21 protein-coding genes are annotated in these 25915 nt (G+C 57.2%); 12 read left to right on the forward strand and 9 right to left on the reverse strand.

What is annotated here, in order from left to right; genetic code table 11:
* Nucleotides 1–432: 432 nt before the first annotated feature.
* Entirely contained in the window at nucleotides 433–3888 is a 3456-nt protein-coding gene (smc, locus tag LZG00_02290; protein MCF3592822.1) for a chromosome segregation protein SMC, read from the forward strand.
* Between the two features lie 183 nt (nucleotides 3889–4071).
* The gene (locus tag LZG00_02295; protein MCF3592823.1) at nucleotides 4072–4977 is read left to right on the forward strand and encodes a LysR family transcriptional regulator; all 906 of its coding nucleotides are present in this window, start codon (nucleotides 4072–4074) and stop codon (nucleotides 4975–4977) included.
* A 126-nt stretch (nucleotides 4978–5103) separates the two neighbouring features.
* Here the strand turns inward: LZG00_02295 and LZG00_02300 are convergent, their stop codons facing one another.
* The 4 genes from LZG00_02300 to LZG00_02315 are packed head-to-tail and all read right to left on the reverse strand — an operon-like array spanning nucleotide 5104 to nucleotide 8143.
* Nucleotides 5104–6153, reverse strand: coding sequence for an OmpA family protein (locus tag LZG00_02300; GenBank protein ID MCF3592824.1), 1050 nt, complete (start codon nucleotides 6151–6153; stop codon nucleotides 5104–5106).
* Nucleotides 6125–6694, reverse strand: a complete 570-nt coding sequence (locus LZG00_02305) for a peroxidase-related enzyme (protein ID MCF3592825.1) — start codon at nucleotides 6692–6694, stop codon at nucleotides 6125–6127. Before LZG00_02305 ends, LZG00_02300 begins: the two co-directional genes overlap by 29 nt.
* On the reverse strand, nucleotides 6691–7425 hold the full coding sequence (locus LZG00_02310; GenBank protein MCF3592826.1) for a GNAT family N-acetyltransferase: 735 nt from the start codon (nucleotides 7423–7425) through the stop codon (nucleotides 6691–6693). Before LZG00_02310 ends, LZG00_02305 begins: the two co-directional genes overlap by 4 nt.
* Nucleotides 7412–8143, reverse strand: a complete 732-nt coding sequence (locus tag LZG00_02315) for a molybdopterin-binding protein (GenBank protein MCF3592827.1) — start codon at nucleotides 8141–8143, stop codon at nucleotides 7412–7414. The genes LZG00_02310 and LZG00_02315 overlap by 14 nt, the downstream gene beginning before the upstream one ends.
* 50 nt (nucleotides 8144–8193) lie before the next feature.
* On the opposite strand from LZG00_02315, the gene sfsA reads away from it, so the two are divergent.
* Complete coding sequence (sfsA, locus tag LZG00_02320) at nucleotides 8194–8895, forward strand: DNA/RNA nuclease SfsA (protein ID MCF3592828.1); 702 nt, start codon at nucleotides 8194–8196, stop codon at nucleotides 8893–8895.
* Nucleotides 8896–9011: 116 nt separating this feature from the next.
* Here sfsA and LZG00_02325 read toward each other — a convergent pair whose 3' ends face one another.
* The 3 genes from LZG00_02325 to LZG00_02335 form a co-directional block, all read right to left on the reverse strand.
* Nucleotides 9012–10529 (reverse strand): malonyl-CoA synthase, encoded by a 1518-nt coding sequence (locus LZG00_02325; protein MCF3592829.1) that lies wholly within the window; start codon nucleotides 10527–10529, stop codon nucleotides 9012–9014.
* The gene (locus LZG00_02330; GenBank protein ID MCF3592830.1) at nucleotides 10526–11812 is read right to left on the reverse strand and encodes a malonyl-CoA decarboxylase; all 1287 of its coding nucleotides are present in this window, start codon (nucleotides 11810–11812) and stop codon (nucleotides 10526–10528) included. Before LZG00_02330 ends, LZG00_02325 begins: the two co-directional genes overlap by 4 nt.
* A 282-nt stretch (nucleotides 11813–12094) precedes the next feature.
* The gene (locus LZG00_02335; GenBank protein MCF3592831.1) at nucleotides 12095–12748 is read right to left on the reverse strand and encodes a GntR family transcriptional regulator; all 654 of its coding nucleotides are present in this window, start codon (nucleotides 12746–12748) and stop codon (nucleotides 12095–12097) included.
* A gap of 652 nt (nucleotides 12749–13400) precedes the next feature.
* Here LZG00_02335 and LZG00_02340 point away from each other — a divergent pair.
* The 3 genes from LZG00_02340 (at nucleotide 13401) to LZG00_02350 (ending at nucleotide 17099) form a co-directional block, all read left to right on the forward strand.
* Complete coding sequence (locus tag LZG00_02340) at nucleotides 13401–14531, forward strand: TAXI family TRAP transporter solute-binding subunit (protein MCF3592832.1); 1131 nt, start codon at nucleotides 13401–13403, stop codon at nucleotides 14529–14531.
* A 172-nt stretch (nucleotides 14532–14703) separates the two neighbouring features.
* On the forward strand, nucleotides 14704–16536 hold the full coding sequence (locus tag LZG00_02345; protein MCF3592833.1) for a TRAP transporter fused permease subunit: 1833 nt from the start codon (nucleotides 14704–14706) through the stop codon (nucleotides 16534–16536).
* Nucleotides 16537–16691: 155 nt separating this feature from the next.
* Nucleotides 16692–17099, forward strand: coding sequence for a RidA family protein (locus LZG00_02350; protein ID MCF3592834.1), 408 nt, complete (start codon nucleotides 16692–16694; stop codon nucleotides 17097–17099).
* Between the two features lie 346 nt (nucleotides 17100–17445).
* Here LZG00_02350 and LZG00_02355 read toward each other — a convergent pair whose 3' ends face one another.
* Nucleotides 17446–17832, reverse strand: coding sequence for a YciI family protein (locus LZG00_02355; GenBank protein ID MCF3592835.1), 387 nt, complete (start codon nucleotides 17830–17832; stop codon nucleotides 17446–17448).
* Between the two features lie 91 nt (nucleotides 17833–17923).
* On the opposite strand from LZG00_02355, the gene LZG00_02360 reads away from it, so the two are divergent.
* The 6 genes from LZG00_02360 (at nucleotide 17924) to LZG00_02385 (ending at nucleotide 23489) form a co-directional block, all read left to right on the forward strand.
* The gene (locus LZG00_02360) at nucleotides 17924–18808 is read left to right on the forward strand and encodes a fumarylacetoacetate hydrolase family protein (protein MCF3592836.1); all 885 of its coding nucleotides are present in this window, start codon (nucleotides 17924–17926) and stop codon (nucleotides 18806–18808) included.
* The gene (locus LZG00_02365) at nucleotides 18805–19482 is read left to right on the forward strand and encodes a malonic semialdehyde reductase (GenBank protein MCF3592837.1); all 678 of its coding nucleotides are present in this window, start codon (nucleotides 18805–18807) and stop codon (nucleotides 19480–19482) included. The genes LZG00_02360 and LZG00_02365 overlap by 4 nt, the downstream gene beginning before the upstream one ends.
* A gap of 142 nt (nucleotides 19483–19624) precedes the next feature.
* Complete coding sequence (locus LZG00_02370) at nucleotides 19625–20698, forward strand: C4-dicarboxylate TRAP transporter substrate-binding protein (GenBank protein ID MCF3592838.1); 1074 nt, start codon at nucleotides 19625–19627, stop codon at nucleotides 20696–20698.
* A gap of 30 nt (nucleotides 20699–20728) precedes the next feature.
* The gene (locus LZG00_02375; protein MCF3592839.1) at nucleotides 20729–21310 is read left to right on the forward strand and encodes a TRAP transporter small permease; all 582 of its coding nucleotides are present in this window, start codon (nucleotides 20729–20731) and stop codon (nucleotides 21308–21310) included.
* Nucleotides 21307–22611: a TRAP transporter large permease gene (locus LZG00_02380; GenBank protein MCF3592840.1), complete on the forward strand. Its 1305-nt coding sequence runs from the start codon at nucleotides 21307–21309 to the stop codon at nucleotides 22609–22611. The genes LZG00_02375 and LZG00_02380 overlap by 4 nt, the downstream gene beginning before the upstream one ends.
* Before the next feature lie 11 nt (nucleotides 22612–22622).
* A complete protein-coding gene (locus tag LZG00_02385) occupies nucleotides 22623–23489 on the forward strand; it encodes a hydroxyquinol 1,2-dioxygenase (protein MCF3592841.1) in 867 nt (288 codons plus the stop codon).
* 165 nt (nucleotides 23490–23654) lie between these two features.
* Here LZG00_02385 and LZG00_02390 read toward each other — a convergent pair whose 3' ends face one another.
* The gene (locus LZG00_02390; GenBank protein MCF3592842.1) at nucleotides 23655–25904 is read right to left on the reverse strand and encodes a caspase family protein; all 2250 of its coding nucleotides are present in this window, start codon (nucleotides 25902–25904) and stop codon (nucleotides 23655–23657) included.
* Between the last annotated feature and the right edge of the window lie 11 nt (nucleotides 25905–25915).

The following is a 25915-nucleotide window of genomic DNA, read 5'->3' on the forward strand; positions in this document are numbered from 1 at the left end:
GTTTGGACAAAGAAAATAGTAGCAACGCGTGGCGGGGGTAGATGCCGGGTAAAGCCTGCATCCGCAGGGGTTGCAGAGCTTGCGGCAAGACCAAAAGCGCTGCGCCCGTGCTAATTGCAACCGATATGCGGGTGCGGATGACGAAGCGGCAGGGCGGGCTATTGCCGAACTGCCCGTAGTGGCGATAACCGCCCCGTTCAGTTTCGTTTGCGCGCGAATTGCCAATCTGAAAGATCCGCAGGCGTCGCTCTGCCAAGGGCGGGCGAGAGGCCGATGTAGGGGGTTGCCCTGCTGAGTTTCGGGGGAAATGGCAATATCTTGTGGATAAAACCGCCGAAATCCCCATATCGTGGGTCGCAGCGTTGACTCGTGGGGTGTGCTGACGCCAGATTTGCCCTACTTCAGGGAATCAACAATCGGGTCACCGCCGCCTTGCGCTTTTCCAAACTCAGACTGACCGGCTTCAAGAGCTTTGTCGACCCGACCGAGTTGCTCATCACGGATGGGTTGACCGGGGTTGTCGGGCCGAATGGCTGTGGCAAGTCGAACCTTCTGGAAGCGTTGCGCTGGGTGATGGGGGAAAACCGGCCCACGGCGATGCGCGGCGGCGGCATGGAAGATGTGATCTTTGCCGGGGCGGCGACGCGACCGGCGCGCAACTTTGCCGAAGTGTCCCTTCTTATCGACAACTCTGAGCGGTTGGCGCCTGCCGGATTCAATGATGATGACGTGCTGGAGATCGTGCGCCGCATCACGCGCGATGTGGGCAGTGCGTATAAGACCAATTCGCGTGAAGTTCGGGCGCGCGATGTGCAGATGCTGTTTGCGGATGCATCGACCGGTGCGCATTCGCCCGCGTTGGTGCGCCAGGGGCAGATTTCGGAGCTGATCAACGCCAAGCCGAAGAACCGGCGGCGGATTCTTGAAGAAGCGGCGGGGATTTCGGGGCTGTATCAGCGTCGTCATGAGGCCGAGCTGAAACTAAAAGGGGCCGAAGCCAACCTGCTCAGGGTCGATGATGTGGTTGAGCAATTGGCGGCGCAATTGCAGCAATTGGCGCGTCAGGCACGACAGGCAGCGCGGTATCGCTCTATTGGGGATGAGTTACGCCGCTCCGAAGGGTTGCTTTTGTATCGCCGCTGGAAAGAGGCCGATGAAGCCCGTGGAGCGGCCGAAGAAGAGCTGCGCACAAGGTTGACTGCGGCGGCGCAGGCCGAGAGCGCGGCGCGCGCTGCGGCAAAGGAGCGTCAGGTGCGCGAGGATGCGTTGCCTGCGCTACGCGAGGAGGAAGCGATTGCGTCGGCGGTGTTGCAGCGCTTGCAGGTGCAGCGCGATACATTGAAGGATCAGGAAGCGCGCGCGCTTGAGGCGATCGAAACGCTTGAGCGGCGGATTGGCCAGCTAGGTGCGGATATGGAGCGCGAGGCCGGGTTGAACCGTGATGCGGTCGACACCATCGAGCGGCTGGAATGGGAAGCGCGCGAGTTGGCCAAAGCTGGCGAAGGGCATGATGCGTTGCTGGAGGCGGCGGCAGAATCGGCGCGCGAGGCGGCGCAGGTTCTGGGCGAACGCGAGGGCGATCTTTCGCAATTGACCGAGGATGTCGCGCGGCTGGCGGCGCGCCACCAATCGGCGCATCGTCTGCTTGATGATTGTCGCAAGACCTTGGAGCGTGGCGAGAGCGAGGCGGCCAAGGCCAAGGTATCGATGAGCGAGGCCGAGGCGGCGCTGGGCCGTGCGCAAGCGGATTACGAGGCGGCGCGCGAAGCCGAAGCAGAGGCCGAGGCGCAAGCGGAAGCGGCGGAAGAGGCGCTGCTTGAGATCGAAGAAGCGCGCGCCGAGACGCAAAGCCGTGAGGCCGATGCACGGGGCGAACGCAGCGCAGCCGAAGGCGAAGTGAACGCGCTTTCGGCAGAGGCGACCGCGCTGGCCAAGCTGGTGGAGCGTGATACGGCCGAGGGCGGGCAGATCCTTGATCGCTTGCAGGTCGAGCAGGGGTATGAAAAGGCGCTGGGCGCGGCGCTGGCGGATGATCTGCGCGCGCCCGAGGTTGAAGAAGACGGGCCGTCGGGCTGGGCGCAATTGCCGGGGTATCAACATCCTCAAGCGTTGCCGGCTGGGGCTGATGCGTTGACCAATCACGTTTCGGTGCCCGAGGTTCTGGAACGGCGGATGAGCCAAATCGGGCTGGTTGATGCGGAAGACGGGCCGCGCCTTCAAGCGGAATTGCAGCCGGGGCAACGGCTTGTGACGCTGGAAGGGGATCTGTGGCGCTGGGATGGCTATCGCGCCTGGGCCGAGGATGCGCCGAGTGCGGCGGCGCTCAGGTTGCAGCAATTGAACCGGCTTGAGGCGCTGAAACAGCAGATGGAGGGCGCGAACGCGCGCGCCATGGGGGCGAAACAGGCGCATGAGGCGCTGACCCAGCGGCTGGCAGAGCAGTCGGAGGCCGACCGGGCCGCGCGCGATGCAAGACGCGCCGCGGATGCAAGAATGAACGAGGCCGCGCGGGCATTGAGCCGGGCCGAGGCGGATCGTAACTTGTCTGAATCGCGGCGCGAATCCTCGGCGCTGGCCGTGGCGCGCCATGAAGAAGAGGCGATGGGCGCGCGCAAGCAGATGGCCGAGGCCGAGAAGGGTGTGGCCGATCTGGGCGATCTCGATTTGGCGCGCGATCAGGTTGAAGATGTGAAAATGACCGTCGAGGCGGCGCGCATTACCATGATGGCGCGGCGTTCAAGCCATGATGAATTGCGCCGCGAGGGCGAGGCGCGCACACGGCGCCGCCAAGAGGTGACCAAGGAGATTTCCGGTTGGAAGCACCGCTTGGAAACGGCGGACAAGCGGATTGCAGAACTGGCCGAGCGCAAGGAAGCCTCGGAAGCCGAGTTGAAAGAGGCCACGGCGGCACCCGCCGAGATCGCCGCCAAGCGTGATGAGTTGGCCGATGCGATTGGTGAGGCGGAGGAGCGTCGCGCGACGGCTGCGGATGCTCTGGCCGAAGCCGAAACGGCGCTACGCGATGCGGTGAGTGCCGAGCGCGACGCAGAGCGTACGGCCAGCGAAGCGCGCGAGGCAAGGGCGCGCTCGGAAGCGCGGGCGGATGCGGCGCGCGAAACGGTGGGGTATGCCGAGGAGCGGATTGCCGACGATCAGGAATGCTCGCCGGGCGAGTTGCTTGAATCCCTCGGGGCGGACCCCGAAAAGATGCCGGCGTCTGATGCTATTGAGGCGGATGTGAACCGGCTGAAACGGCAACGCGATGCCTTGGGGGCGGTGAACCTGCGTGCCGAGGAAGACGCGCGGGAAGTTCAGGAAGAACACGACAATCTGGTCAAGGAAAAGACCGACCTGGAAGAAGCGATCCGGATGTTGAGGAATGGCATTGCCAGCCTCAACCGCGAAGGTCGTGAGCGTCTTTTGACCGCGTTCGAGCAGGTGAATGCGAATTTCACCATGCTGTTCCGGCATCTCTTTGGCGGTGGCGAGGCCGAGCTTGTTCTGGTGGAGAGCGATGATCCGCTGGAAGCCGGGCTTGAGATCATGTGCCAGCCACCGGGCAAGAAGCTGAGCACGCTGTCACTTTTGTCGGGGGGTGAGCAGACGCTGACTGCGTTGGCGCTGATCTTTGCGGTGTTCCTGGCCAATCCAGCGCCGATCTGTGTGCTTGATGAGGTCGACGCGCCGCTCGATGATGCCAATGTGACGCGGTTCTGTGACATGCTGGACGAAATGTGTCGCCGCACGGATACGCGCTTTTTGATTATCACCCACCATGCGGTGACGATGGCGCGGATGGATCGCCTGTTCGGCGTCACCATGCAGGAACAGGGCGTGAGCCAGCTGGTTTCGGTCGATCTGAAGAAGGCGACGGCGATGGTGGCGTAAGGCGGCGATTGGCCGAACGCCCAAATTCCGAGATTTCCTCAGGAAACACCCGTTTCATCGTTTCCCGAGACCAAACGATCAGACGTAAAACCCCGATATTATCCCACCCCTGCCCGTATTCTGCCCAATTTCATCGCAATAACGATCCTCGAGAAAACAAAGAAATGATTTGAGGTATCGGGAATGGATCGTCTGACCGAAATGGAGGCTTTTGCCACGGTCGTTGACCAGGGCGGTTTTACGGACGCGGCCAGGAAGATGGGGATTTCGAAATCCGCCGTTTCCAAGCACGTCTCGTCGCTCGAAGCACGGCTGGGCGCGCGGCTGCTCAATCGCACCACGCGCCGGGTGAGCCCCACCGAGATCGGGCTGGCCTATTACGATCGGGCGCGGCGGGTGCTTAATGATGCAGGCGAGGCCGACGCGCTGGTCAGCTCGATGCAGAGCGATCCCTCGGGACTGCTGCGGATTTCTGTGGCCACCGATTTCGGCGTCAATCATCTTAGCCCGGTACTGGGTGATTTCCTTGCCGAATTCCCGGATATCACTGTGAACATGGTCCTCAACAACCGGTATGTTGAGTTGATCAGCGAAGGCTTCGACATGGCGATCCGCATTGGTGAGCTGGAAGATAGCACCCTCAGAGCGCGCAAGCTGACCGAGACGACCAAGCGGATGATCGCCAGTCCGAATTATTTCAAACGTCACGGTCGGCCCCAGAAGATCGATGATCTCAATGATCACAAACTGTTGCATTATTCCAGCCAGTCGGCCGGCAACATGTGGAAGCTGACGGCGCCCTCGGGTGAAAAGCGCCAGGTGCGCACCGCCGGGTGGCTAAGCGTGAATGACGGGCAGTCGCTGCTCAATGCTGCGATTTCCGGGCTTGGCATCGCCTATCTGCCGAGCTTCCTTTATGCTGATGCGATGCGCAAAGGGCTGATCGAGGATGTCATCCCTGATCTGCCGGTGGAAACGCAAGGCATCTATGCGGTTTACCCGCCGGGTCGTTTCACCCAGCCCAAAGTGCGCGCCTTCATCGATTTCCTGGTGCATGCCTTTGGCGAAAAGGGTGCCAACGACTGGTAAAATACGAATTTCCCCCAGAGCGCTCGCAAGGGCGCTCTCCGCAACCAACTGGGTCCCGGGCATTGCTCCGGGTCCTTTTTTGTTTGCGCTCTGGCGGGAAGGGCACGCGATAAACGAAGTGATAGATCAATCGGTGTTCAGAAGTACCGCTTCGACCCGCCGGTTTTGTTCGCGCCCCTCGGCGCTGCGGTTGGTGGTGGTTGGAGACAGATAACCCACGCCCTGGGCTTCGAGTTGGCTGCGCGCAATGCCGTAGGCCTCGACCAGACGCTCCAGCACCGATGCGGCGCGGCGTTTGGACAGCGCGACGTTGGTGTCGAGCGCGCCTGTCGCGTCCGTATGACCAACAAGCGCGACGCGCAGCGATGGATCGGTGCGCAGGAAACCGGCCAGCGCTTCGAGTGACGCAAAGGTGCCTTCGCCGAGCGATGATGACCCTGTCTCAAAGGTCAGATCGAGGAGAACGGCATGTCCGTTCTCTTGCAGCCTCGCGATCAGGGGCTGATTGGTTTGAGGTTGTGCGCCACCGCTGGTGGTGGGTTTGCCCGAGGTAGAGGATTGCGGGACGGTTCCGTCTGGTGGGGTGATTTGAACGATCTGGAGAAAGCCCGCATTGGCGCTTCTGCTGATCAGAAGTGCCACATATTCGCCTGCCTTGAGATCGTCATTGGTTTCGGTCAGTCGTACAGCAGCGAGATAGCGGTAGTCGAACAGGTCGACATGCATGACCGGTTCGGGAAACACCTTGAGCCGATAGCGGAAGTCAAACCCGCCGCAGGCGAAATCCTTGCATTCAAACATGATTTCGAACCCGGCATCCAAGAGCTGTTGGCGTAACGGAGCCAGCAATTGAAGCGTGGTAATGCCCTGCGCCGCCACCCGCCAGGCGGTCCGGTTGATGCGGCCTTCCAGGTCGAGCGTTTCGAGTGCGCCCTCGCGGACAGGGCCGATGGCGAGCGCGTGGCTTTCGGGGCTGGCCGCAACACGGGCGGTTTCGCGGGCGTTGCTGGGCAGTTTCAGGTCGATGGCGCCGCCGGGTGAGGCAAGGCAGGTCAGCCAGAAAGCCGCAGCGAGGGTGGCGGGCTTGCGCCACAGGGGCCATCCGCCCCAGAAACCTGTCTGCGGCGGAGGCGTTTGCGCCCCGTGATCAGCGCGATTGCGCGTGATATTCGTCATTCGGGCGCATATCAGTGGCCGAGGCCACCCGGTTTGTCATGTTGTAGAACCCGGCGACATTGGCGATGTCCCAGATGTCACGATCACTAAAGCCCACGGCGCGAAGCCCCTCACGATCGGCCTCGACAATCTTGTGGCTTTCCACCGTCATCTTCTCGGCAAAGGCGAGCATGGCCGTCTGGCGCGCATCAAGATCGGCCGCGCGCCAGTTCATCACCATCATCTCGCCCAGCTTCGGGTCGCCTGACAGGGCGCGCACGGCCTGGCCGTGGGCGGTGAGGCAATAGAAACACTTGTTGATCGAGCTTACGGCCACGGCGATCATCTCGCGTTCCAGCTTGGAAAGCCCGCTATCGCTGAGCATCAGGTCGTTATAAAGCGCGGTGAATGCATTGAGCTTATCGATATCAAAAGCATAGGCTTGCAACACGTTGGGGATCAGCCCCAGCTTGTCTGCGCAGATGTCGAAATACTTCTGAATTGGCGCGGGCAGCGGATCGACCATCGGCAGATCAAGAGCTGTGGGTTGTTTGGCGGTCATGTTGGGGCCTCGGAAAGTTTGCGATAGTGATATTGTCCCACAAGCGCCATGGAGAGGGAAGTGTAGAGCGCGTTGGCGCCGGTGTTGGCTTGGGTGCAGACCACTGACATATGTGTCGCGCCATTTTCCTGCGCCCAGAAGGCGGCGCGGCGCATCATCCACTTGCCGAGGCCCTGATTGCGTTGATGCGGCAGGATTTCCAGCGCGTGTAGCATGGCTATGTCGTCATGAATGGCAACAAATGCACAGCCGCCGGGGTGGTCCTGCCAACGCCCGATGATACCGGTTTTGGCGCCTTTTACCCGCTCCATCACCGCCACGCGATCAGGCCCGATGCCACCCCCAGACCATATGTCGCACATGATGGCGAGCGGTTCCCAGACAGGAATGGCCGTGACCGGGCGCATTGGTTCGCTCGTCAGGGTTTCGATCGGGCAGGCATAGAGATTGACCGGATCGACGATGTCATAGCCGCGCGCGGCAAGTTGTTCATCGAGTTCGGATTGGCCCGCGCGGATCATGAAGAGGCAGGGCTGGCCCATGGCGCGCATCGCGGTTTCGGCGCTGGCAATCTCTTGGGTCGTGACTGGCCGCTCTGTGGTGGCTGCGCTGACCCGTTGGCCACCGCCTTTGCCCAGGCGCAGGGTGAAGGGCCCGAGCGTGTCGTAGCGCGCAGCGGGCCAGGTCCCGTCGATAACGTCGTAAAGAGTTTTGATGTCAGGAAGCGTCATCAGGAAACAGCCGGATCAAGGATTGCATGGCAGCGTCGATGCGCGCGCCATCATGGCCGCGGATGACGATATTGGCGCCGAACGCGCCGGAATGGGAAAACGGGTAGGAGCCAATCGAGAGATCGGGATATTCGGCGGCGAGTTTGGCCAGAGGACCGGCGATGATGCCTTCGCCCTGGTTGATCCGCAGCGTCTGGCTCAGCAGTGGTGCGCCGCCGGTAAGCGTTGGCAGGACAGAGGCGACCATGGCTTGAAAGATCTGCGGCACGCCGGCCATGACATAGACGTTTTCGACGATAAATCCCGGCGCGGCCGAGACCGGGTTGTCGATCAGCGTGGCACCTTGGGGGATGCGGGCCATACGCAGGCGGGCCTCGTTCAACTCGGTTCCCGAGTGTTTGTAGTGTGCCTCAAGGATAGCACGGGCATCGTCGCGGATACCAATCGGGCGCTGGAAAGCGGCGGCGATGCAATCGGCGGTGATATCGTCATGGGTGGGACCGATGCCGCCGGAGGTAAAGACATGGATATAGTCATGCGAGAGCGCCTGAACGGCGGCTGTGATTGCCTCGGGTTCGTCGGACACCACACGCACTTCTTTCAGGTCGATCCCGGCTTTTGTCAGTTCCTGGGCGAGGTGGTGCGTGTTGGCATCGCGGGTGCGGCCAGAGAGGATTTCGTCACCGATGACCAGCATGGCGGCGGTTGGGTTAGGCATGTCTTTGAGGCTCCTTGCGGGATGCGCATGGTCTCTATAAGCCTTTGATCATGCGCTTTCAAACCCCACTTGAACCCGCCCGCCTGATCCGCCGCTATAAACGGTTCTTGGCCGATATCCGATTGGAGGCCGATGGCCGCGAGGTGACGGCGCATTGCGCCAATCCGGGCAGCATGATGGGGCTGGCCGAGGAGGGTATGCGGATTTGGGTCGAGCCCAATGACGATGCCAAAAAGAAGCTGAAATATGGCTGGCGGCTGGTCGATCACGAAAACGGCCATTTTACAGGTGTGGACACGAGTGTGCCGAACCGGGCGCTGAAAGAGGCCCTGATGGCGGGTGAGGTGCCTGGTCTGGTGGCGCCGATGGTGCGCGCCGAGGTGAAATACGGCACAGGCAGCCGTATTGATTTTCTACTCTCGGGGGCGGGGAGGGAGACCTTTGTCGAGGTGAAATCCGTAACCCTCTCACGCAGGAGCGGGCTGGCGGAGTTTCCTGATTCGGTGACGGCACGGGGTCTGAAACATCTTCAGGAATTGTCCCTTGTCGCGCAAAACGGTGCGCGGGCGGTGATGTTCTATCTTGTGCAACGCACCGATTGCGAGCGGGTGACGATTGCTGGTGATATCGATCCAGCCTATGGCGCGGGTCTCAGACGGGCACGGGCTTTGGGGGTCGAGGTGATGGCGATGGATTGCACGATAACGCCGGAAGAAATCACTCTGGGTCGTGCGCTGCCGTTTCAGGATTAAGTGGAACGCCTTTGCGGCGTTGCACTGGTGTCGGGTTCGGGAATCTCCGGCGGGTTATTGGATGGGTTGGGCAGGCCGGGATGTGTTCGCAATCGTCTGCAAGCACCACGGTTGGCTCAATCGTGGCTGGTGAAACTGTCGCGCAGAACATTCTTTTGAACCTTTCCCATCGTGTTGCGCGGAAGACCTTCTAGCATCCGGTAGCTACGGGGGTGCTTGAAACGGGCGAGTTTGCTTTCGACCTTGGCTTTGATGTCCGCCTCGGTGACGTGGTGGTGCGTGTCCAGCACAACAGCGGCGATGATCATTTCGCCGAAGTCGGCGTGAGGCACGCCAACGACGGCAGATTCCACCACGCCCTCAATATCGTTGATCACGTCTTCGATCTCTTTGGGGTAGACGTTGTAGCCGCCAGTGATGATCAGGTCTTTCTGACGACCGACAATTGACAGGTATCCATCCGCATCGAACTGTCCCAGATCGCCAGTGATAAAGAAACCATTGTCGCGTATTTCTTCGGCGGTTTTTTCCGGCATGTTCCAATACCCTTTGAATACATTCGGGCCGCGTATTTCGATCATGCCAACTTCGCCTTGGGACAGGGTGGCGCCTGTTGCATCGCTCAACCGCACTTCGACCCCGGGCAGGGGCGTTCCGACGGTGCCGGGCTTTCGTGCGCCGTCGTAAGGGTTGCTGGTACTCATGTTGGTTTCGGTCATCCCGTAGCGTTCAAGGATGTAGTGGCCCGTGCGGGCGGTAAATGCCTCGTGTGTTTCCGCCAACAGCGGCGCGCTACCCGAGATAAAAAGACGCATGTGGGCGGCTTGTGTTTTGGTCAGCCTGTCGCTTGCCAAGAGGCGTGTGTAGAATGTTGGCACACCCATCATCAGGGTTGAGGATGGCATGGCGTCGAGTATTGCGTCGAGATCGAACGTATCCATAAAATTGACGCGCACGCCCGCGAGCAGAGCGGTGTTCATGGCAACGAACAGCCCATGTGTATGAAATATCGGCAAGGCGTGAATCAGAGTGTCGTGGTCGGTGATTTCCCAGGCTTTGGTCAGGGCACGGGCGTTTGACAGCAGGTTGTCGTGGGTCAGCATCGCGCCCTTGGACCGGCCCGTCGTGCCCGAGGTATATAGCAGTGCTGCAAGATCATCGGGGCCGCGCGGGGTTACTTTTTCAAGAACCGCAGCGGCGTTCATGGCGTCACATAATGTGCCGGTGCCGTCCTTGTTCAAGGTGAGAAGCGAAGCACCTGCGGCTTTGGAAACCGGTCGCAATGCATCTTGCTTTTCGCCCTCACAGACAAGCAGACGCGGCGTTGAGTCGGTGATGAAATAGGTTAACTCGTCCTTGGTATAGCCGGTGTTCAGCGGCAAGAATACGGCTCCTACCTGTAGGGTCGCCGCATAGAGAGCCAGCATTTCGGCGCTTTTGGGGGCTTGCACGACGACTCTGTCGCCGGGGCAGACGCCGTTGTCGATGAGTACTGTTGCCAGTTGACCTGCGCGCGAAACGAAGGCGTCAAAGCTTATGTCTTGCGGGTCGGTTCCTGCGGCGTTCAGCATCAGGAAACAGCGGCTATTGCCAACATGGTGCGCAAAAAGTGCGTCATAGAGATGATTTGTCATTTCGCGGGCTCTGCCTTTTGCAATGCGCCGAAAGCAGTTGCTTTGGACGCCACGGATTTTGAAGCGGGAACGGATTTTCCGAGAACAAACTGTTCGTGGTTTTTTTCGATCTTCTTGAGATCGTACAGATAGTTCACCATTGCACCGCTCGATTGTTCGCGCCCTTTCGCAGTCAGATCTGCATTGGCGTGAATCTCGTGGAGGACAGCACCGTTGCCCAGATGAAACCGTGCCACCGGGTCGCGAGGTCTGCCGCCGGTGCCTTTTTCATTGAGCAGATAATGGGCGACCGCTGCCTCGACCTCGGTTTCGGTACCCTCACCAGCAAGTATTTGGCTGGCAACAGTGCTGTCGGTTTTGGTCGCGAGCCATTTGTTGAAGCCCGGAACGGGCGAAAGCGTTATGAAGGTATCGAGCTGTGGCAGTTGCTGTCTGAGTTCCTCAACGACCTGCTTGATCAGCAGGTTGCCAAAAGACACGCCCTGCAACCCATCCTGACAGTTTGAGATGGAATAGAATACGGCGACATTGGTGTCGGATGCCGGATGGGGGGTGCGATTTTCAGCAAGCACATGATGGATTGAGTCGGGGACGGATTTGGTTAACGCGACCTCGACAAAAATAAGGGGTTCATCCGGCATCGTGGGATGAAAGTAGGCAAAGCAACGCCGGTCTGAAGGATAGAGCCTGCGGCGCAGGTCTTCCCAATCGTTGATGGCATGCACGGCTTCGTATTCAACAATTTTCTCAAGGATGCTGGCGGGCGTATCCCAGGATATTTGTTTCAGCATCAGGAAGCCGCGGTTGAACCAGCTTCGCAGCAGGTGGACAAAATCGAAATCGGTGCGTTTGAGTTCCGGGTGATCCTTGAGAAAACCCAGCAAATCAACCCGCATGGCCACGAGCTTGGCGGTGGCGCCCGCAGGTTGGTTCAATCGGCGGAACAGCTCTTGTCGGCGCGGTTCGGCCGCCACCGTGATCGCGTGATAGTCGGCGACGAGGCCCGTATCGAGATAGGTTTGCGCAAGATTGCGTAGCTCGCCTGCGTCCATTTCCAGAGCGTCGTTCAGAAACCGAAAAAACGCGAGTTTCGCGTCTTGGTCCAACTCGGCGTAACGCGTGAGGATAGCCTTGGCCAGGTGAATGCCGAACACCTCTCCTTCGGAGGTGAGAAGCGTCTGGCACATCTTTTCGATTGGGCGCGGGTCATTGGTGGTGCCGCTGGCGCGGCGACGCTCGAATAGCGACGCCAACATGTCTCCCAGCATAGTATTCTGAACCATTGCGTATTTCCTTGTTCGCCTGCTCTGTCTGGGGGGCGAGCGGTTATCCCTACGATGCGGGGCAGGTGGCCATTGTTGTGTTCTGCCAGCGGCACTAATTTCGAGTTTACTACGTATTGGTGAATAATATCGATAAAACATGAAAAGCTCAAGCCAGAGATGTATGTTCCTCTCAAATTTGAGAAGGGGGATAGGCATCTATGCCCTGTTTCGAGCAAGCCGAGAATGTCGATGGGTTTTGTCGAAGCGCTTTGAAGCGGACTACATGTTGCAGATCAGAATCTAGGCGTTCTCTGCAGCGCTCAGAGCATCAACAAGAAACGCGCCGGTCTGGCGGTAATGCGCCAGTAGGAGCTCTGACGCCTTGTCAGCATCACCAAATATTGACGATTGCATGATCGCTTCATGTTCTGATGCTACATCGCGCAGGGTATAGTCCAACGCATTGCCTGCGAGATATCTGTAGCGGATGTTCAGATCATAAAGTTGCGAGCAAAACTTTAGCAGGATTGGCGCATCGCAGCGGCTTAGAAGGGCCATATGAAACGCCTTGTGCAGAGCCTCGAAGTCGGGATCGGCGCTCTGCTTGGCTCGTGTCATCCGATGTTGGCACAAAACGACGTGTTCTTCCCATTGCTCGGTGCGGTTTGCGATGCTTTTGCGCAATGCTCTGTCCTCAAGGTCGCAGCGCAACTCAAGGATTTCTTCAAAGTTACTCAGGCTGGTCGGTGCAACCCGGAACCCGCGCTGATCAATGCGCTCGACCAGATTATCCGAGGTCAGCAGGCTCAGCGCCTCGCGAATGGGGGAGGCCCCTGTGTCGAGCCGAGTTCGCAGGCCTTCGATCTTGAGCTTCTCGCCTGGCTTTAGAGCACCCGTTACAATGAGGTGTTGAATGGCGAGATAGGTCTTGTGCGTCGCGGACGCTTCAGACACCGGTCGATCGACGGGGTTAATTGGTGGGTATGACTGCATATTGCCATAATATCGATATTCTGATGCCGAATGGAAGCGAATTCTACGGGATCGTGTCAATGTGTCACTGACAACACCACATTTGCGCGCATTTGCGGCAGTCTCTGAACAGCCAGGTCGTTCTTTTTGTAACGATCGCGCTCGATGCGCTCTGTTTTCGCGTCGATCGAATCGATGCCGTATTGTTAGGGCAAGCAACGGTCGTGTCTCTGGTATTTTTGCGGCCTTACTCAATACCCACGTATCAAGGGACAGACATGGCGCTGGAGTTGACGACGACGCCTGTGTGTTACCCTGACAGCGTCTATCGCGGGGCGTTCATCCCCCACAAATTGTCACAACAAAATTATCTCGATATTTTTGTTGTTTTTTATAAAATATAGATTTAACAAGGGCGAGACCAAAGGTGTCGTAATTGAGTGGGTATTGCTATTAATGCTACAAATTATCGATCTCTTTGGTGGTTTTGTCGACAATACGTTGTCGCGGCAGGGCGCTTCTTGTAGTGTTCAAGGAGACAGGGTTACCCGGCTTTTGTCACTAGACAACGTTTTGCTCGGATCGGTGGCGGACTTGGGTCGTCAGTGAACTTCGAAAATTTTGGGAGGATACAATGAAGAAGAAATTGTACACAGGAGCGGTTGTTGCTGCATTTGCGGCGATGAGCGCATTGCCTGCTGCATCGCAAGAGTTGCCGGGTACCATGGTTTGGACAGCTTACGGCGTCGGTTCGACGGGCTATTCTGAGGCGTCGGCAATTGCGGATGCTTTGGGCAAGGAGTTTGGAACGCGCGTGCGCATCCAGCCTTCGGGCAGTGGAATTGGGCGTTTGCAGCCCTTGCTGCAAGGCCGGGCCGATTATGCATTCCTTGGAACCGAGGCCTTCTTTGTCTCCGAAGGCACCTTTGACTTCGCGGCGACGGACTGGGGGCCGCTGGATCTGCGTGCTGTGGCGGGTAGGCCTGCGAGCACGACGCTGGTTGCTGCGGGTGATGCGGGGATTGCGACCGTCGCGGATGCGAAGGGAAAGCGCATTGCATTTATTGCGGGCAACCCTTCAATCAACGCGAAATGTGAAGCCATTCTCGCGTTTGGCGGCCTGACTCTGGATGATGTCGAAGCGATCACCTTTCCGACGTATTCTGCGGCAATGTCATCAATGGCGCGCAACGAGTCTGATGCGACCTGTACACAGCCAACCACCAGCCAGCTTTACGAACTTGCCGAGAGCCCGCGCGGGATCTTTTATGTTCCGCTTGAGCCAGACAATACTGCGGGCTGGGAGCGGCTCTTGAAGGTTCTGCCGATCATGGCGCCGTCGCAGGAGACTATTGCAGCGGGGCTTGCGGAAGGTGAAGTCGCGAAGATGGCTGCGTATCGCTATCCTGTAATCACCACGACAGCGGATAAATCTGCTGATGATGTGTATACGTTCGTCAAGGCAATGGATGAAACCTTTGACCTCTATAAGGACAGCACAGCGGTGATGCCGCGCTGGTCCTTGGATATATCGGCCAAGCCTCCGATCGACCTTCCCATTCATGAGGGTGTCATTCGCTATCTGACGGAAAAGGGCATCTGGACTGATGAAAATGAAGCCTGGAACCAGAAGCGTATCGAAAGACTGAACGCGTTGAGGGACGCTTGGAAAGATTTCAATCCCAAGCACGCCGATATGCCTGAAGAGGATTTCGCAAAAGCCTGGATGAGCCGGCGCGCCGAAGTCCTAGATGGGCTGAACTGAACGCAGTTACCAACCTAAGGCCTTCCTCGGTATCGTTTGTGCCGAGGAAGGTATTTCATCCCAGCTTCAGGACCAAATGATGTTTTCCGAAAATAACACGGATAGTCGCTCTGCGCGCAGGCAAAACGGTCTGCGCGTTCTCGTGATGCTCTTGGGAGCTTTTGGAGTGGCGATGGCCATCAACCAACAGTTCTTGCTAAACATGTTTGGATTTCAGCCGCTTGGGAATGCTTATCTCTATTACCTGATCGGGATTTTTCTTGCCGTTACATTCGTGACGCTGCCGGCCCGAAGAAACCAGGGCGAGAAACTCTTTTGGGTGAACCTTGTTCTTGCCGTGGCGGCCATTGTGAGTGGGGGATGGCTGGGGCTGCACGGGCTGGATATCATTCAGAGGGGTTGGGAGCACGACGCGCCGCTGGTTGTTGACGTTATGGCGACGATGTTGATTTTACTCGTCCTTGAGGGGGTCCGTCGAGCGGGCGGTCCTATCTTGCTTTTCACAGCGCTGCTGTTTGGCACTTTCCCTCTTTATGCCGACCACATGCCGGGCTTTCTTTGGGGGAATCAATTTACCCTGGTTGGCACGATCCGAGCACATGTTCTGGGGGTCGAAGCGATCATCGGTATCCCGATGCAGGTTGTCGCCGAGCTGGTGATCGGTTTCGTCATTTTCGGGTCGGTTCTCGTTATTACCAAAGGCAGTGATTTCTTCATGAACCTGGCGTCAGCGCTTCTGGGTCATAGCCGTGGTGGGCCTGCAAAGGTGGCCGTTATGGGGTCGGGCATACTCGGCTCATTGTCGGGGAGTGTGATTTCCAACATCCTGACCTCGGCTCCGTTCAGCGTTCCGACCATGCGAAAAGTCGGCTACCCGGCCAGCTATGCCGCCGCCATCGAGGCCTGTGCTTCAACCGGGGCCACGCTTATGCCGCCGGTGATGGGGACCGTGGCCTTTGTCATGGCGTCTTTCTTGGGGGTCCAGTATTCAGCGATCGTTATCGCGGCTGTCATTCCGGCGCTTTTGTTTTATGCGGCGCTGTTGTTTCAGGTTGATATGTATGCCGCCCGGACGGGCCTAAAGGGATTGCCGCGCAGCGATATCCCGCCTCTCTGGCCTGTGCTTAAATCGGGTTGGCCGTATCTTCTCAGTCTTGCCGTGCTGATCTTCGTGTTGATGGGGCTGCGACTGGAAGCGCGCTCGCCGTATTATGCTTCTGCGGTCATGCTTATTGCGACGGCTTTCAATAAAGAAACACGTTTGACCCTATCGCGTGCAAAGCGGTTGTTGTTGGACATTTCGGTCAACGTGGCAAATCTGGTCGCGGTTCTGGCAGGGATCGGGTTGGTTATCGGGGGGCTGGCTTATACCGGTGTGGCCGGGTCATTTTCGCGCGAACTTCTGCTTTATGCAGGGGGCAATACCGCGCTGATGCTGCTCGCCGGGGCGGTGACGAGCTTTATCCTTGGTATGGGGATGACGGTTACGGCCTGCTATATCTTTCTTTCAATTCTGTTGGCACCGGCGCTGGTGCAGGCAGGGTTCAACCCTATCGCCAGCCACCTGTTCATCCTTTACTGGGGGATGCTCTCCTTCATTACGCCGCCTGTCGCGCTTGCTGCGATTACAGCGGCCAATATTGCGGGGGCGAAGCCGATGGAGACGGGATTTCGGGCCATGAGGCTGGGGATGCCGCTTTTCGTCCTGCCGTTTATTTTCGTCTATGATCCGGCGTTGATCATGGAGGGCAGCGCCATCGAGATTTTGGAGCGGGTCGGCCTGACGTTGGTAGCAATCTGGGCGATTACATCGGCCTTTGAGAGCTGGATATACAAAGTCGGCAAGATAGGTGTCTTTAGTCGCATTGTTTTCGCTGTCGGCGGCATTCTGGTTATCCTGCCGGAGCTACTCACCAGTTTGATTGGGGTTATCGCCCTGATCACGGTGATCGCCGCAAATCTGGTTTTGAGACGTCGCAGACAAGACGCCTCAGCAATCGTCTGAGCAGCACTCAGATGGAAAAGGCGTTTAGGGACAGGAAAGAACAAATGCCGGGCTTCAGGGGCCTGGAGCTTGGCGTTGATTGCTGCCCGAACTCCTCCACACGCGCATCGTTCTGAAACCTCAGATCTCCAAGTAAACCAACCGAGAAAAGGATCATGAAAATGAAAAATAGAAAGTACATTCAACCTGCGGGAATGGCAGAAGCTGTAGGCCCTTTTGCAAGAGCTGTTCTCATCGACAAATATTTGCATATCGCGGGAACGACAGCATTGAGCCATGTGAGCGGCGATTACTATGAACGCTTTGTCCCGGAAGGGATTGAAGAGCAGACAAGACTCACATTGGAAAATATCAAGATGTGTGTCGAGGAAGCTGGTGGGACTATGGATGATATCTTCAAGGTCGTCATCATGGTCAAAAACCCGGAGGACTATAAGGCAATGAACCGTGTTCGTGCCGAATACTTCAAAAACTCGCCCCCGATCAGCACCTGTTTCCGGGCCGAGGTCATGAGATCGGACATCTTGGTGGAGATGGATGCGGTGGCCTATATCGACACCTGAAGACTGCTTTGAAATGGGTGCGTTGGCTGATGTATCCCCCGCCGACGCGCCCATTTCGGTGATCAATAAAGGTGAGTGGGATTTGCCCGGCTAGGGTTCGAGACGACCAAAAGGGGGGCCGTCCCTCGTCGTTACCCGGTAGGAATGATTTGTCGGGTAACGACGTCGTTTTTGGTGAAGAGATACGTGTTCCCCCTAGGCCGCGTCGTGTTTGCTTGAGACAGGAAGGTGGCGCGGTGTCACGCAACATATGAAGGTTGTGCGCGCCTTGCCCAAAACCCGTGAACCAGATTTTGGGCGTGACGCGTTAGGTGCCATCTATGGGGGGCTGGCTATCTGACCTTCGTCAGCGCAGCGTTACATGGTTGGTGGAGAGCCCCACAGACAGGGTGAACGAGCCTTCGTTGACGAGCCAGCGCCGCAAGACATAAGTGCGCTCGCCCGATTTGTGCATCGGATCAGCATCGGCGAGAGCGCGGGCCGCTGCCAGGCTTTCCGCGCGGTAGATGATGAGGCCAATTCCCTGCATGAATGTGCCCGTTTCATCAGACATCGGCCCTGCGAAAGCCAAAGCCTTCCTGCGTTCCAGTTCCGTTTGATACGCGAGGTGTTCAGCGAGCGAGGCCTCGGGATCTTGCGGTTCTTTGGCGGGGGTTGATATCGCCGCATAGAGTTCAAGCGCCAAACATCCGCGTGCCTTTGCCACCTCTTTATAGTCTTCCCAAGCTATCACTATTTTGTCCTCCAAATTAAAAATATCGATATCTATTGACATGTAGACAGATAATAGACAAAAACTCAAGAAGCTAACGAGGGAATTAAATATGAAATATCTGGTGGGTGAGACGACAGGCGGCACTGCTGTATTTGCAGTAATAGGTGCGGAAGCCGTTAGCCTTACGGCTTTGGACGCTGCTGTTGGTCAGGATCTTACGGCGTTGATAGCCGACCCTGCGTTGGCAGCCTCAGTCGCGGCCAAGATTGACGGCGCCCCGAGAATCTCGGTTGCCTCCATCACGCCAGCCTTGCCGGTGGCAAGGCCCGGCACGATCATTTGCCTCGGATTGAACTACACCGATCACATCAAGGAAGGGGGTTACGACATCCCCGATTACCCGGCGCTGTTCATGCGTGGCAAGAACTCGATCATGGCTGCTGGCGCACCTATGGTGAGGCCGACTTGCTCTGAAAAGCTCGACTATGAAGCCGAATTGATGCTGATCATGGGGAAGGGTGGGCGCCACATTTCCGAGGCAGATGCTCTGGATCACGTGTTTGGTTATACCGTTTTTAACGACGGGTCGGTGCGTGACTATCAACGCAAGACGCACCAGTGGACGCCGGGCAAGAATTTTGACGACACGGGCGCCATTGGTCCCTTTGTTGTGACGCCTGACGAGATTCCGGCGGGTGCCTCTGGTCTCAAAATCGAAAGCCGCGTTGGCAGCGAGATTTTGCAGTCGTCAAATACAGCCAACATGATCTGGTCGGTGGCGCAGACGATTGCCACGATTTCGGAATATACCACGCTTGAGCCGGGCGATCTGATTGCCATGGGAACACCGCCGGGTGTCGGGCACGCCAAAAAGCCAAATCCGCGTTGGTTGGTTCCGGGAGAAGTTGTGGAAATCGAGATCGAAGGCATTGGCATTTGCTCAAGCCCGATTGTCGATGAAAAGGACATGCCGGGCGCGGCGGCGGCGAAATGAACGCGCCGGGTACTTCTCTCTCCGGTGTAGAGCTGGAGGCATTGCGTGCCGAGGCGCAGGCGGATCACCGCGAGCTGCGCAGTCGCATGAGCCGTTTGTCGGGCGTTGCGATTGATCTGATCCTTCGCAAGGCGCGGTCGCATTATGCCTGGACGGACAAGACCGTTCCTGACGCGCTACTGGAAGAGATTTTCCAGATTGCCATCAATGGGCCGACGTCGATGAACACACTGCCTGCGCGGTTTGTCTTCGTTAAGTCGCCCGAGGGAAAGGCGCGGCTGGCAAAATCGCTCAAGCCGCAGAACGTCGCAAAAATGATGAGCGCACCTGTCACCGCGATTATCGCGCAGGATAGGGACTTTTGGCAGGAATTGCCGTTTCTGTTTCCGCATGAGAATCGCCGGCATTTGTTCGACGGCAAGGAAGCCTATTGCGAAGAGACGGCCTTTCGTAACGCCACCTTGCAGGGCGCCTATTTCATGATCGCGGCGCGTTCTGTCGGTTTGGATGTGGGCGCAATGTCGGGCTTTTCAAACGCGATCGTTGATGAGGAGTTCTTTGCGGGCACGAGCCTGAGATCAAATTTCTTGTGCAACATCGGTTACGCCGATGAGACGGCTTTGTTTCAGAAACTGCCGCGTTTTGCATTTGATCAGGTGTGCAGCATGGCCTGAGAGGAGGAGCTCAGCATGTGTGAACGGGCACGAAAAGATGCCGATCCTGCGCGACGCAGGCACACCCGGCCACGTGTCAAGGGGCTGGCAAAAACCTAACACCAACAGGGCAACATGCCTGAATTTCTAGGAGGAGATCTACATGTTTAATTGGACACGACGCAGCCTTATTGGCGCAGCAATTGCGACCATGACGGCCTTGCCTGCTGTGGCGCAGGAAAAGATATCAGCGGTGGTGATTGATGGTTACCCAGACCGCTCGATGTGGGTCAAAGAATTCAGCAACTTCTTTATCCCCGAGGTTGACCGCCGTTTGGCCGAAACCGGCAACTATGTCATGAACTGGCAGGAAAACTATGGCGGTTCGATCGTAAAGCCAAAAGGCGTTCTTGAAGGCATTCAGCTCGGGCTCGGCGACATTGGTATCGTGACCACGATTTTCCATTCGTCCAAATTGCCTAGCCAGGGGCTTGCATCAGTAACACCTTTTGTGTCCAGCGATGCGCGCGCTGTAGCCAAAGCAGTTGACGAAATTGCACGTGAATTTCCGGCGATGCAAAACGAATTCTCCGCCCAGAACCAGATCTATCTGGCAACGGGAGTCGTGTTGAACAGCTATCAGGTCTTCTCCAGCCGTGAAGTTTCCAGTTTGGCTGATCTTGAAGGTATGAAAGTTGCTGGCGCGGGTATGGATTTGCGGTATCTGGAAGGTATCAACAATGCGGCTGGCGTGAGCGGCGGCCTAACCGACTTTTACAATATGGTGCAAACCGGCCTCGTAGAGGCCGCGTTGCTGTGGCCTGAAGCGGCTGCGACCTTCAAGATTTCAGAGGTCGCCCCTTACATGCTGCGCGCCGATATTGGGGCTGCGAACTCAAAGACTGTAACCGTTAATAAAGACTATTGGGACAAGTTGCCCGAAGAGGTCAAAGGCGTGTTGAAAGCCGTGGCAATTGACTATCGTGATCACCTTGCAGGCATGGCAATGGATCGCGCGGATGCAGCGGAAAAGGCGTATGTTGCAGCAGGTGGTACGATTATCAATGTCTCTGATGCCGACCGCAAGGCATGGGCTAACGCGATGCCAAACATCGCGCAAGAATGGGCTGAGACACTGAACGCCAATGGCGAACAGGGAACAGAGATTCTTGCGGCTTATATCGGCAAACTCAAAGCTGCCGGCTTTGTAGGCGCTCGTGACTGGACGCAGCCGTAAGACCTGATGACCCGAGAAGGGGCCATAAACATGCTCAACTCTGCAATTACTGGCCTGTCTCGGGTCGCCAATACGCTTGCGATTGCCGCCAACGCCGCCGGAACTTTGGCCGTGCTGGTGTTGGTGGTTGTCCTCAATGTTGATGTGGTTTCGCGTAGCGTGTTTAACGCGCCGTTAAAGGGAACTTACGAGATCGTCCAACTCTCGGTCGTGTTCATCGTGTTCTTGCAGTTGGCGGATGTGGTGCGCGTGGACAGGTTAACGCGCTCGGACGGGTTGCTGAATCTGCTGCACGGTCGTCGCCCCCGCCTTACAGCTACCTTACGGCGCATTATCAATGCGGTATCTGCGATTTTCATGGGGCTTATCGCTTACATCATGTTTCCCGAATTTCTCAAGATGTGGAACACTCAGGATTTTTTCGGCGTGCCTGGAATTTTTACCGCCCCGTGGTGGCCCATCAAACTGGTGATCGCGAGCGGGAGCGCTCTGGCCTGTGTGATCTTTGCGCTGAAGGTTATCACCGCGCAGGACCGGCCCCGGCTTATCCGTGCGCCTGAACATGCTGACCCTAAAAATGCGAATACCAAAAAAGGTGAATCCAGCAAATGACCCCTATTGAGATTGGCCTTGTTTCGGTTATCGCCATTATTTTTCTGATCTACGCGGGCCTTTATATTCCGATCGCTTTGGGCACGGTTTCGCTAATTTCGGTCTGGTTGATGCGTGACAATTTCACGCTGTCACTGAACCTGATGAAAATTGCCGTTGGCGATAGTGCGATGGTCTATAGCTTTGCGACAATCCCGTTGTTTACCTTCATGGGGCTGGTTGTGTCCAAGGCGGGCCTGGGGCGTGACATTTATGAAGTCATGACGATGCGATTTCGCAAGGTAAAAGGCGGAATTGGTATGGCAACCGTGGGGGCGAACGCGGTGTTTGCTGCCGTCACTGGATCTTCGATCGCTTCGGCGTCGGTGTTTACCAAAGTATCCGTGCCCCAGATGATCAATCAGGATTACAACCCTCGGTTTGCTGTGGGGGTGGTGGCGGGGTCTTCCGTTCTTGGGATGATCATCCCACCCTCTGCCATGTTGATCATCTATAGCTTTGTTGCGGAACAGTCAGTCGGAGACATGTTTCTTGCCGGAGTTATTCCGGGTGTCATCCTGGCCGTGGCCTATGTCGGGGCGATCTGGTTTATGGGGCGCTTTACGCCCGGCTTCATGGGGGGGCGCACGGTTGACGACAGCGAGTGGATGTCAGCGCGTGAAATTGCCTCAAAAACCCTGCCGACCTTGGGGCTTATTACCATCATTCTCGGGGGCATCTACACGGGGTGGATGACGGCTGTTGAATCGGGGGCGGCGGGTTCGCTTGTGGCGTTGATAATTGCGCTGTGGCGACGGTCCATGTCTCTCAGGGGGTTTTGGGAGGCTTTGCTTGAGACGGGACATATCACAGCCGCCATTCTGTTCCTGATCACGGCGGCGTCGATCTATTCGCGGATGCTTGGGATTGCCGGGCTTCCCAACCAGTTACAAGATCTTCTGTCGGGCAATTCCGCGTCGTTCTGGACCATAATGTCGCTCTATGTGCTCTTGATGCTTTTTCTGGGCACACTGCTGGACACGACGTCGATCATTCTGATTGTCGTGCCGTTGTTCCTGCCGCTCATCGAAGCGATGGATTTGTCGATCATCTGGTTCGGAATCGTTACGGTTGTTGGGGCGGAAATCGGGCTGTTGACGCCGCCTTTGGGCATATCGTGTTTTGTCATCAAATCGACGCTCAATGACGACCGTATCTCTCTCAAGGATGTCTTCATGGGCGCGCTTCCGTTCGCCTTTGTGATGTTGATCATCCTGGTCATCCTTATCGAATTCCCGGTTCTCAGCTTAGCTCTAATATAAGGAAGTTCGCTATGCGCAACGTAACCAAAGACAACATCACCGAGGTTTTCAAAAGCTATCTTTCGAAGGATATGGAACCCCGGACGCGCGAAGTGATGAGTGCGCTCGTGCAGCATCTGCATGACTTTGCGCGTGAAACCAATCTGACCCATGATGAATGGCGCAGGGGAATCGACTTTTTGGAGGGTTGCGCGGCCATTGAGACGGAGGAGCGCCATGAATTTGTTCTGGCTGCCGACGTGCTGGGCCTCTCTTCGCTCGTGGATATGCTTCACTCGCGTGAAAATGCGACATCTTCCTCGGTCCTTGGGCCGTTTCACGTTTCGGGCGCGCCTCCGCTTGAAGTGGGCGGGGATATGAAGCGCGATTTTGACGGCATCATTTTGCTCGCTGAAGGTGTCATCCGGGACACAGATGGAAACCCGATTGCGGGTGCGGAACTCGACATCTGGCAGACGGCGCCTAACGGACTTTATGCCAGTCAGGACGATGCGCAGGATACCTATTCGTTCCATGGGTTGATGACAGTTGGTGAGGACGGACGGTATGCGTTCACCACTGCCAAACCTGTCGAATATACGATACCTTCTGATGGTCCTGTGGGCGACATCTTGCGCGCCTGTGGACGCCACCCTTGGCGCCCGTCGCACCTGCACTTTATCGTCAAAGCGCCTGGTTATCGCACTTTGGTAACCGAGATTTTCCCTGACGATGACCCCTATCTCGACGAAGATACCGTCTTTGGGGTGCGTGAGGATCTGGTCATGACCTATCACGAGAAGGCGCCCGAGGATTTCCCTGAAGGAATGGCTCTCTCGGGCAAGGTTGATGTGCCGTTTCTGGCAGTTGAGTTTGATGTGATCCTTGCGAAAGCCTAGGATCTGGATCGGCTTGGAAACGGGGTCTTAAGGGACTCAGTTTCCGCGTCAATCTCTTCGATGACACGGATACGGTTGGTGTCAGGATCAAGTTTGACGCGCTGAGGCGCTTCGCCCATTTTGGCAGGTTCGCTTGGGTATCTTGTTGCCCCTTTTCCTGCTGTATTAGAACAGGTCGGGACGTGTTGGGCGCTCGGCCCAGTAGATTTTGGCGGCTGTCAGAAGTTGGGCGCGGGGGACATTTGCGGGTTGGGGTAACCCGTGTTCGGCGGCGCGGGTGTTTAACACCTTGCGCGTTGCGGGGCCGATGGCGCCGTCTATGGTCAGACCTTCGCCAATTTCGTTCAACAAAGCCTGTGTTGCACGCGCCAAGTCTGAGTTTGAAGCTTGATCCAGCAGGTTTTGCGCTGCGCTAGCGGCGTCTTTATCGGGGAGCTGCATTGCTTTGGCGGCGCGGATCAAGGCGGCGTGGACGGGAAAACCGCTCACCTCGCCATTGAGGATCATGTTGGCGCCATTGGCACCGCCCCAGCCATCGCCGCGTTCAAGCCCCATGTCATACCATTTCAACGCTTCAGCGGGCGTTTTGCCAGGGAGCTTGCCTTGCACGATCAGACGACCAATTGCGGCGGGTGATTTCGGATGGCCGCCCGTCGCCGCCCTCTCGAACCATTCATAGGCTTTGGGATAGTCTATGTCGGCCCCGTCCAGCCCGAAAAGGGCAACAAAGCCAAGGTTGTGATAGCCATAGATGTCGTCACGAGCGGCAGAGGCTTGCAGATACCGCAGGCCGCGATCGGGCAGATAGTATTCGTTCTTCTTGCTCAGAAAAAACACTCCAAGCTCGTTCATCGAGTAGGTATGGCCAAGCTCGGCTGAGCGGTCGAGCAATTCAAAGCCGCGTTCGCGCTCGGCCTGGCTTTTGCCGTTGCGCAAGAGAACAAGCCCTCGGGAGTGGATCGCGAAGGGGTCACCGGCGGCAATTGCCTCGTCATAGAGCGCGTTAGCCCGATCTTGATCAAACGGGATTTCGACCACGTCACGGTTTATCTGCTCGCTGGAGAGGAGCCGGGCCAGCCCGTGTTTGGCGCGCACATAGCCCGCATCAGCGGCGGCCTGAAAGCTGGAATAAGCAGCTTCGAGGCGGGCGGCGGCCTGTTCGGCGCGGCCAAGTTGATAGCGAAAGCGCGGCGTGTCGGGATTTCGCGAGACGGCATCGCGGCAGAGCTCAAGCGCGGGTAAGACCTCGATCTCGTTGGGCAGGCGGTAGTATCCGACACCACCCGCATCAAGCGCATCGCCGGCGGCGAGATCGCAGCCGTTTACCTTCATGTTCAGATTGACGGAAACCTGGGTTGTTTCGCTGTTGATTGTGACATCGAGCGCAAAATTGGTTGCTTGGGTTTCTTCAAAGGTGGTTGAGCGACGCTCGGATATGACCGGAACAAAGGCCAATCCGCCATTGTCACCGCTGGAAATGGTTCCATTCTGTGGCGCGCGGGCGACGGAGACTTGAAACGCGTCCTTGACCCCGAATGCATGGGCGAGCAATGGCGCGAAATTGACCCGCCGGTCATATTGGACATCAAGGGTAACTGAGCCAGGCAGTTTGACTGGTGTTGGCTCTATTGGCTTGTCTGGTTCCGGGAGAACCTCGGATGTGCGAGGTTCACTTTCGCTGTCATCAGGGATGGTTGCCTGGGCCAGCATCAAGCCCCGCGGTGTTCCGCCTTGGGTTCCGAATTGAAATTGTCTGACCAGTGTCGAGCTTTCCCAGGGAACTTGCTTGCCGTTGGTGGATTGGAAAACCGTTTCGCGCACCTTTGAGAAGACAGTTTGCGCCTGTTCCTCGGGCGTCTCGCCCAGAACCTTCAAAATGGCGGTGGTGTAGGGGCTGTTTTCGCCTTCGCCATCAAATGCCACCATGCCGGGTGAGGTGCTGAAGGCGACCAGAGAATTCAGCGGCGTGCGAAAAACCTCGAAGCCTGATTTTGTTTCAAACAGGCTGGCATCGAGATTTCCGGCGAGTTTGACATTTGGGAACGGGTTGTCACGGCAGGCGTCGATGATGGCGATATGCACTTGGCCGCGTGCCGACAGGAGTTCGATCACCCGGTCGAGTGTGATGCTTTCAATCGGAAGATCGTAGATGCTGTCAAACGATACATCGGTCGGCAGCAGATAGTTGCGCCGTCCGATCTGAATGCCATGTCCGGCATAGAAGAAAACAATCTCGGCATTGTCGCCAGCATTCAGGATTGATTGCCGTAACAGGGTCTCAAAGCCGCGACGGTCAACATCGTAGGCGTCAAAAACGGTAAAGCCGAGCCCCCGGAGGAGGTCGGCCATTTTTTCTGCATCGTGGCGCGCATTGTCGAGGTCGACAACGCTGGCGTAGTCCTGATTACCGATCACGACTGCGAGCC

The organism is Rhodobacteraceae bacterium LMO-JJ12, from assembly GCA_021555075.1.
Taxonomy (GTDB): domain Bacteria; phylum Pseudomonadota; class Alphaproteobacteria; order Rhodobacterales; family Rhodobacteraceae; genus JAKGBX01.

Bases quoted from the DNA above. Each gene is read 5' to 3' on its own strand.
- LZG00_02305 (MCF3592825.1), bottom strand. From the start codon at position 6,694: ATGACCGCCAAACAACCCACAGCTCTTGATCTGCCGATGGTCGATCCG.
- LZG00_02375 (MCF3592839.1), top strand. From the start codon at position 20,729: ATGCTCAACTCTGCAATTACTGGCCTGTCTCGGGTCGCCAATACGCTT.
- LZG00_02340 (MCF3592832.1), top strand. From the start codon at position 13,401: ATGAAGAAGAAATTGTACACAGGAGCGGTTGTTGCTGCATTTGCGGCG.
- LZG00_02365 (MCF3592837.1), top strand. From the start codon at position 18,805: ATGAACGCGCCGGGTACTTCTCTCTCCGGTGTAGAGCTGGAGGCATTG.
- LZG00_02310 (MCF3592826.1), bottom strand. From the start codon at position 7,425: ATGACGCTTCCTGACATCAAAACTCTTTACGACGTTATCGACGGGACC.
- LZG00_02315 (MCF3592827.1), bottom strand. From the start codon at position 8,143: ATGCCTAACCCAACCGCCGCCATGCTGGTCATCGGTGACGAAATCCTC.
- LZG00_02385 (MCF3592841.1), top strand. From the start codon at position 22,623: ATGCGCAACGTAACCAAAGACAACATCACCGAGGTTTTCAAAAGCTAT.
- LZG00_02295 (MCF3592823.1), top strand. From the start codon at position 4,072: ATGGATCGTCTGACCGAAATGGAGGCTTTTGCCACGGTCGTTGACCAG.
- LZG00_02300 (MCF3592824.1), bottom strand. From the start codon at position 6,153: ATGACGAATATCACGCGCAATCGCGCTGATCACGGGGCGCAAACGCCT.
- sfsA (MCF3592828.1), top strand. From the start codon at position 8,194: ATGCGCTTTCAAACCCCACTTGAACCCGCCCGCCTGATCCGCCGCTAT.
- LZG00_02370 (MCF3592838.1), top strand. From the start codon at position 19,625: ATGTTTAATTGGACACGACGCAGCCTTATTGGCGCAGCAATTGCGACC.
- LZG00_02350 (MCF3592834.1), top strand. From the start codon at position 16,692: ATGAAAATGAAAAATAGAAAGTACATTCAACCTGCGGGAATGGCAGAA.
- LZG00_02360 (MCF3592836.1), top strand. From the start codon at position 17,924: ATGAAATATCTGGTGGGTGAGACGACAGGCGGCACTGCTGTATTTGCA.
- LZG00_02380 (MCF3592840.1), top strand. From the start codon at position 21,307: ATGACCCCTATTGAGATTGGCCTTGTTTCGGTTATCGCCATTATTTTT.
- LZG00_02325 (MCF3592829.1), bottom strand. From the start codon at position 10,529: ATGACAAATCATCTCTATGACGCACTTTTTGCGCACCATGTTGGCAAT.
- LZG00_02330 (MCF3592830.1), bottom strand. From the start codon at position 11,812: ATGGTTCAGAATACTATGCTGGGAGACATGTTGGCGTCGCTATTCGAG.
- LZG00_02345 (MCF3592833.1), top strand. From the start codon at position 14,704: ATGGCCATCAACCAACAGTTCTTGCTAAACATGTTTGGATTTCAGCCG.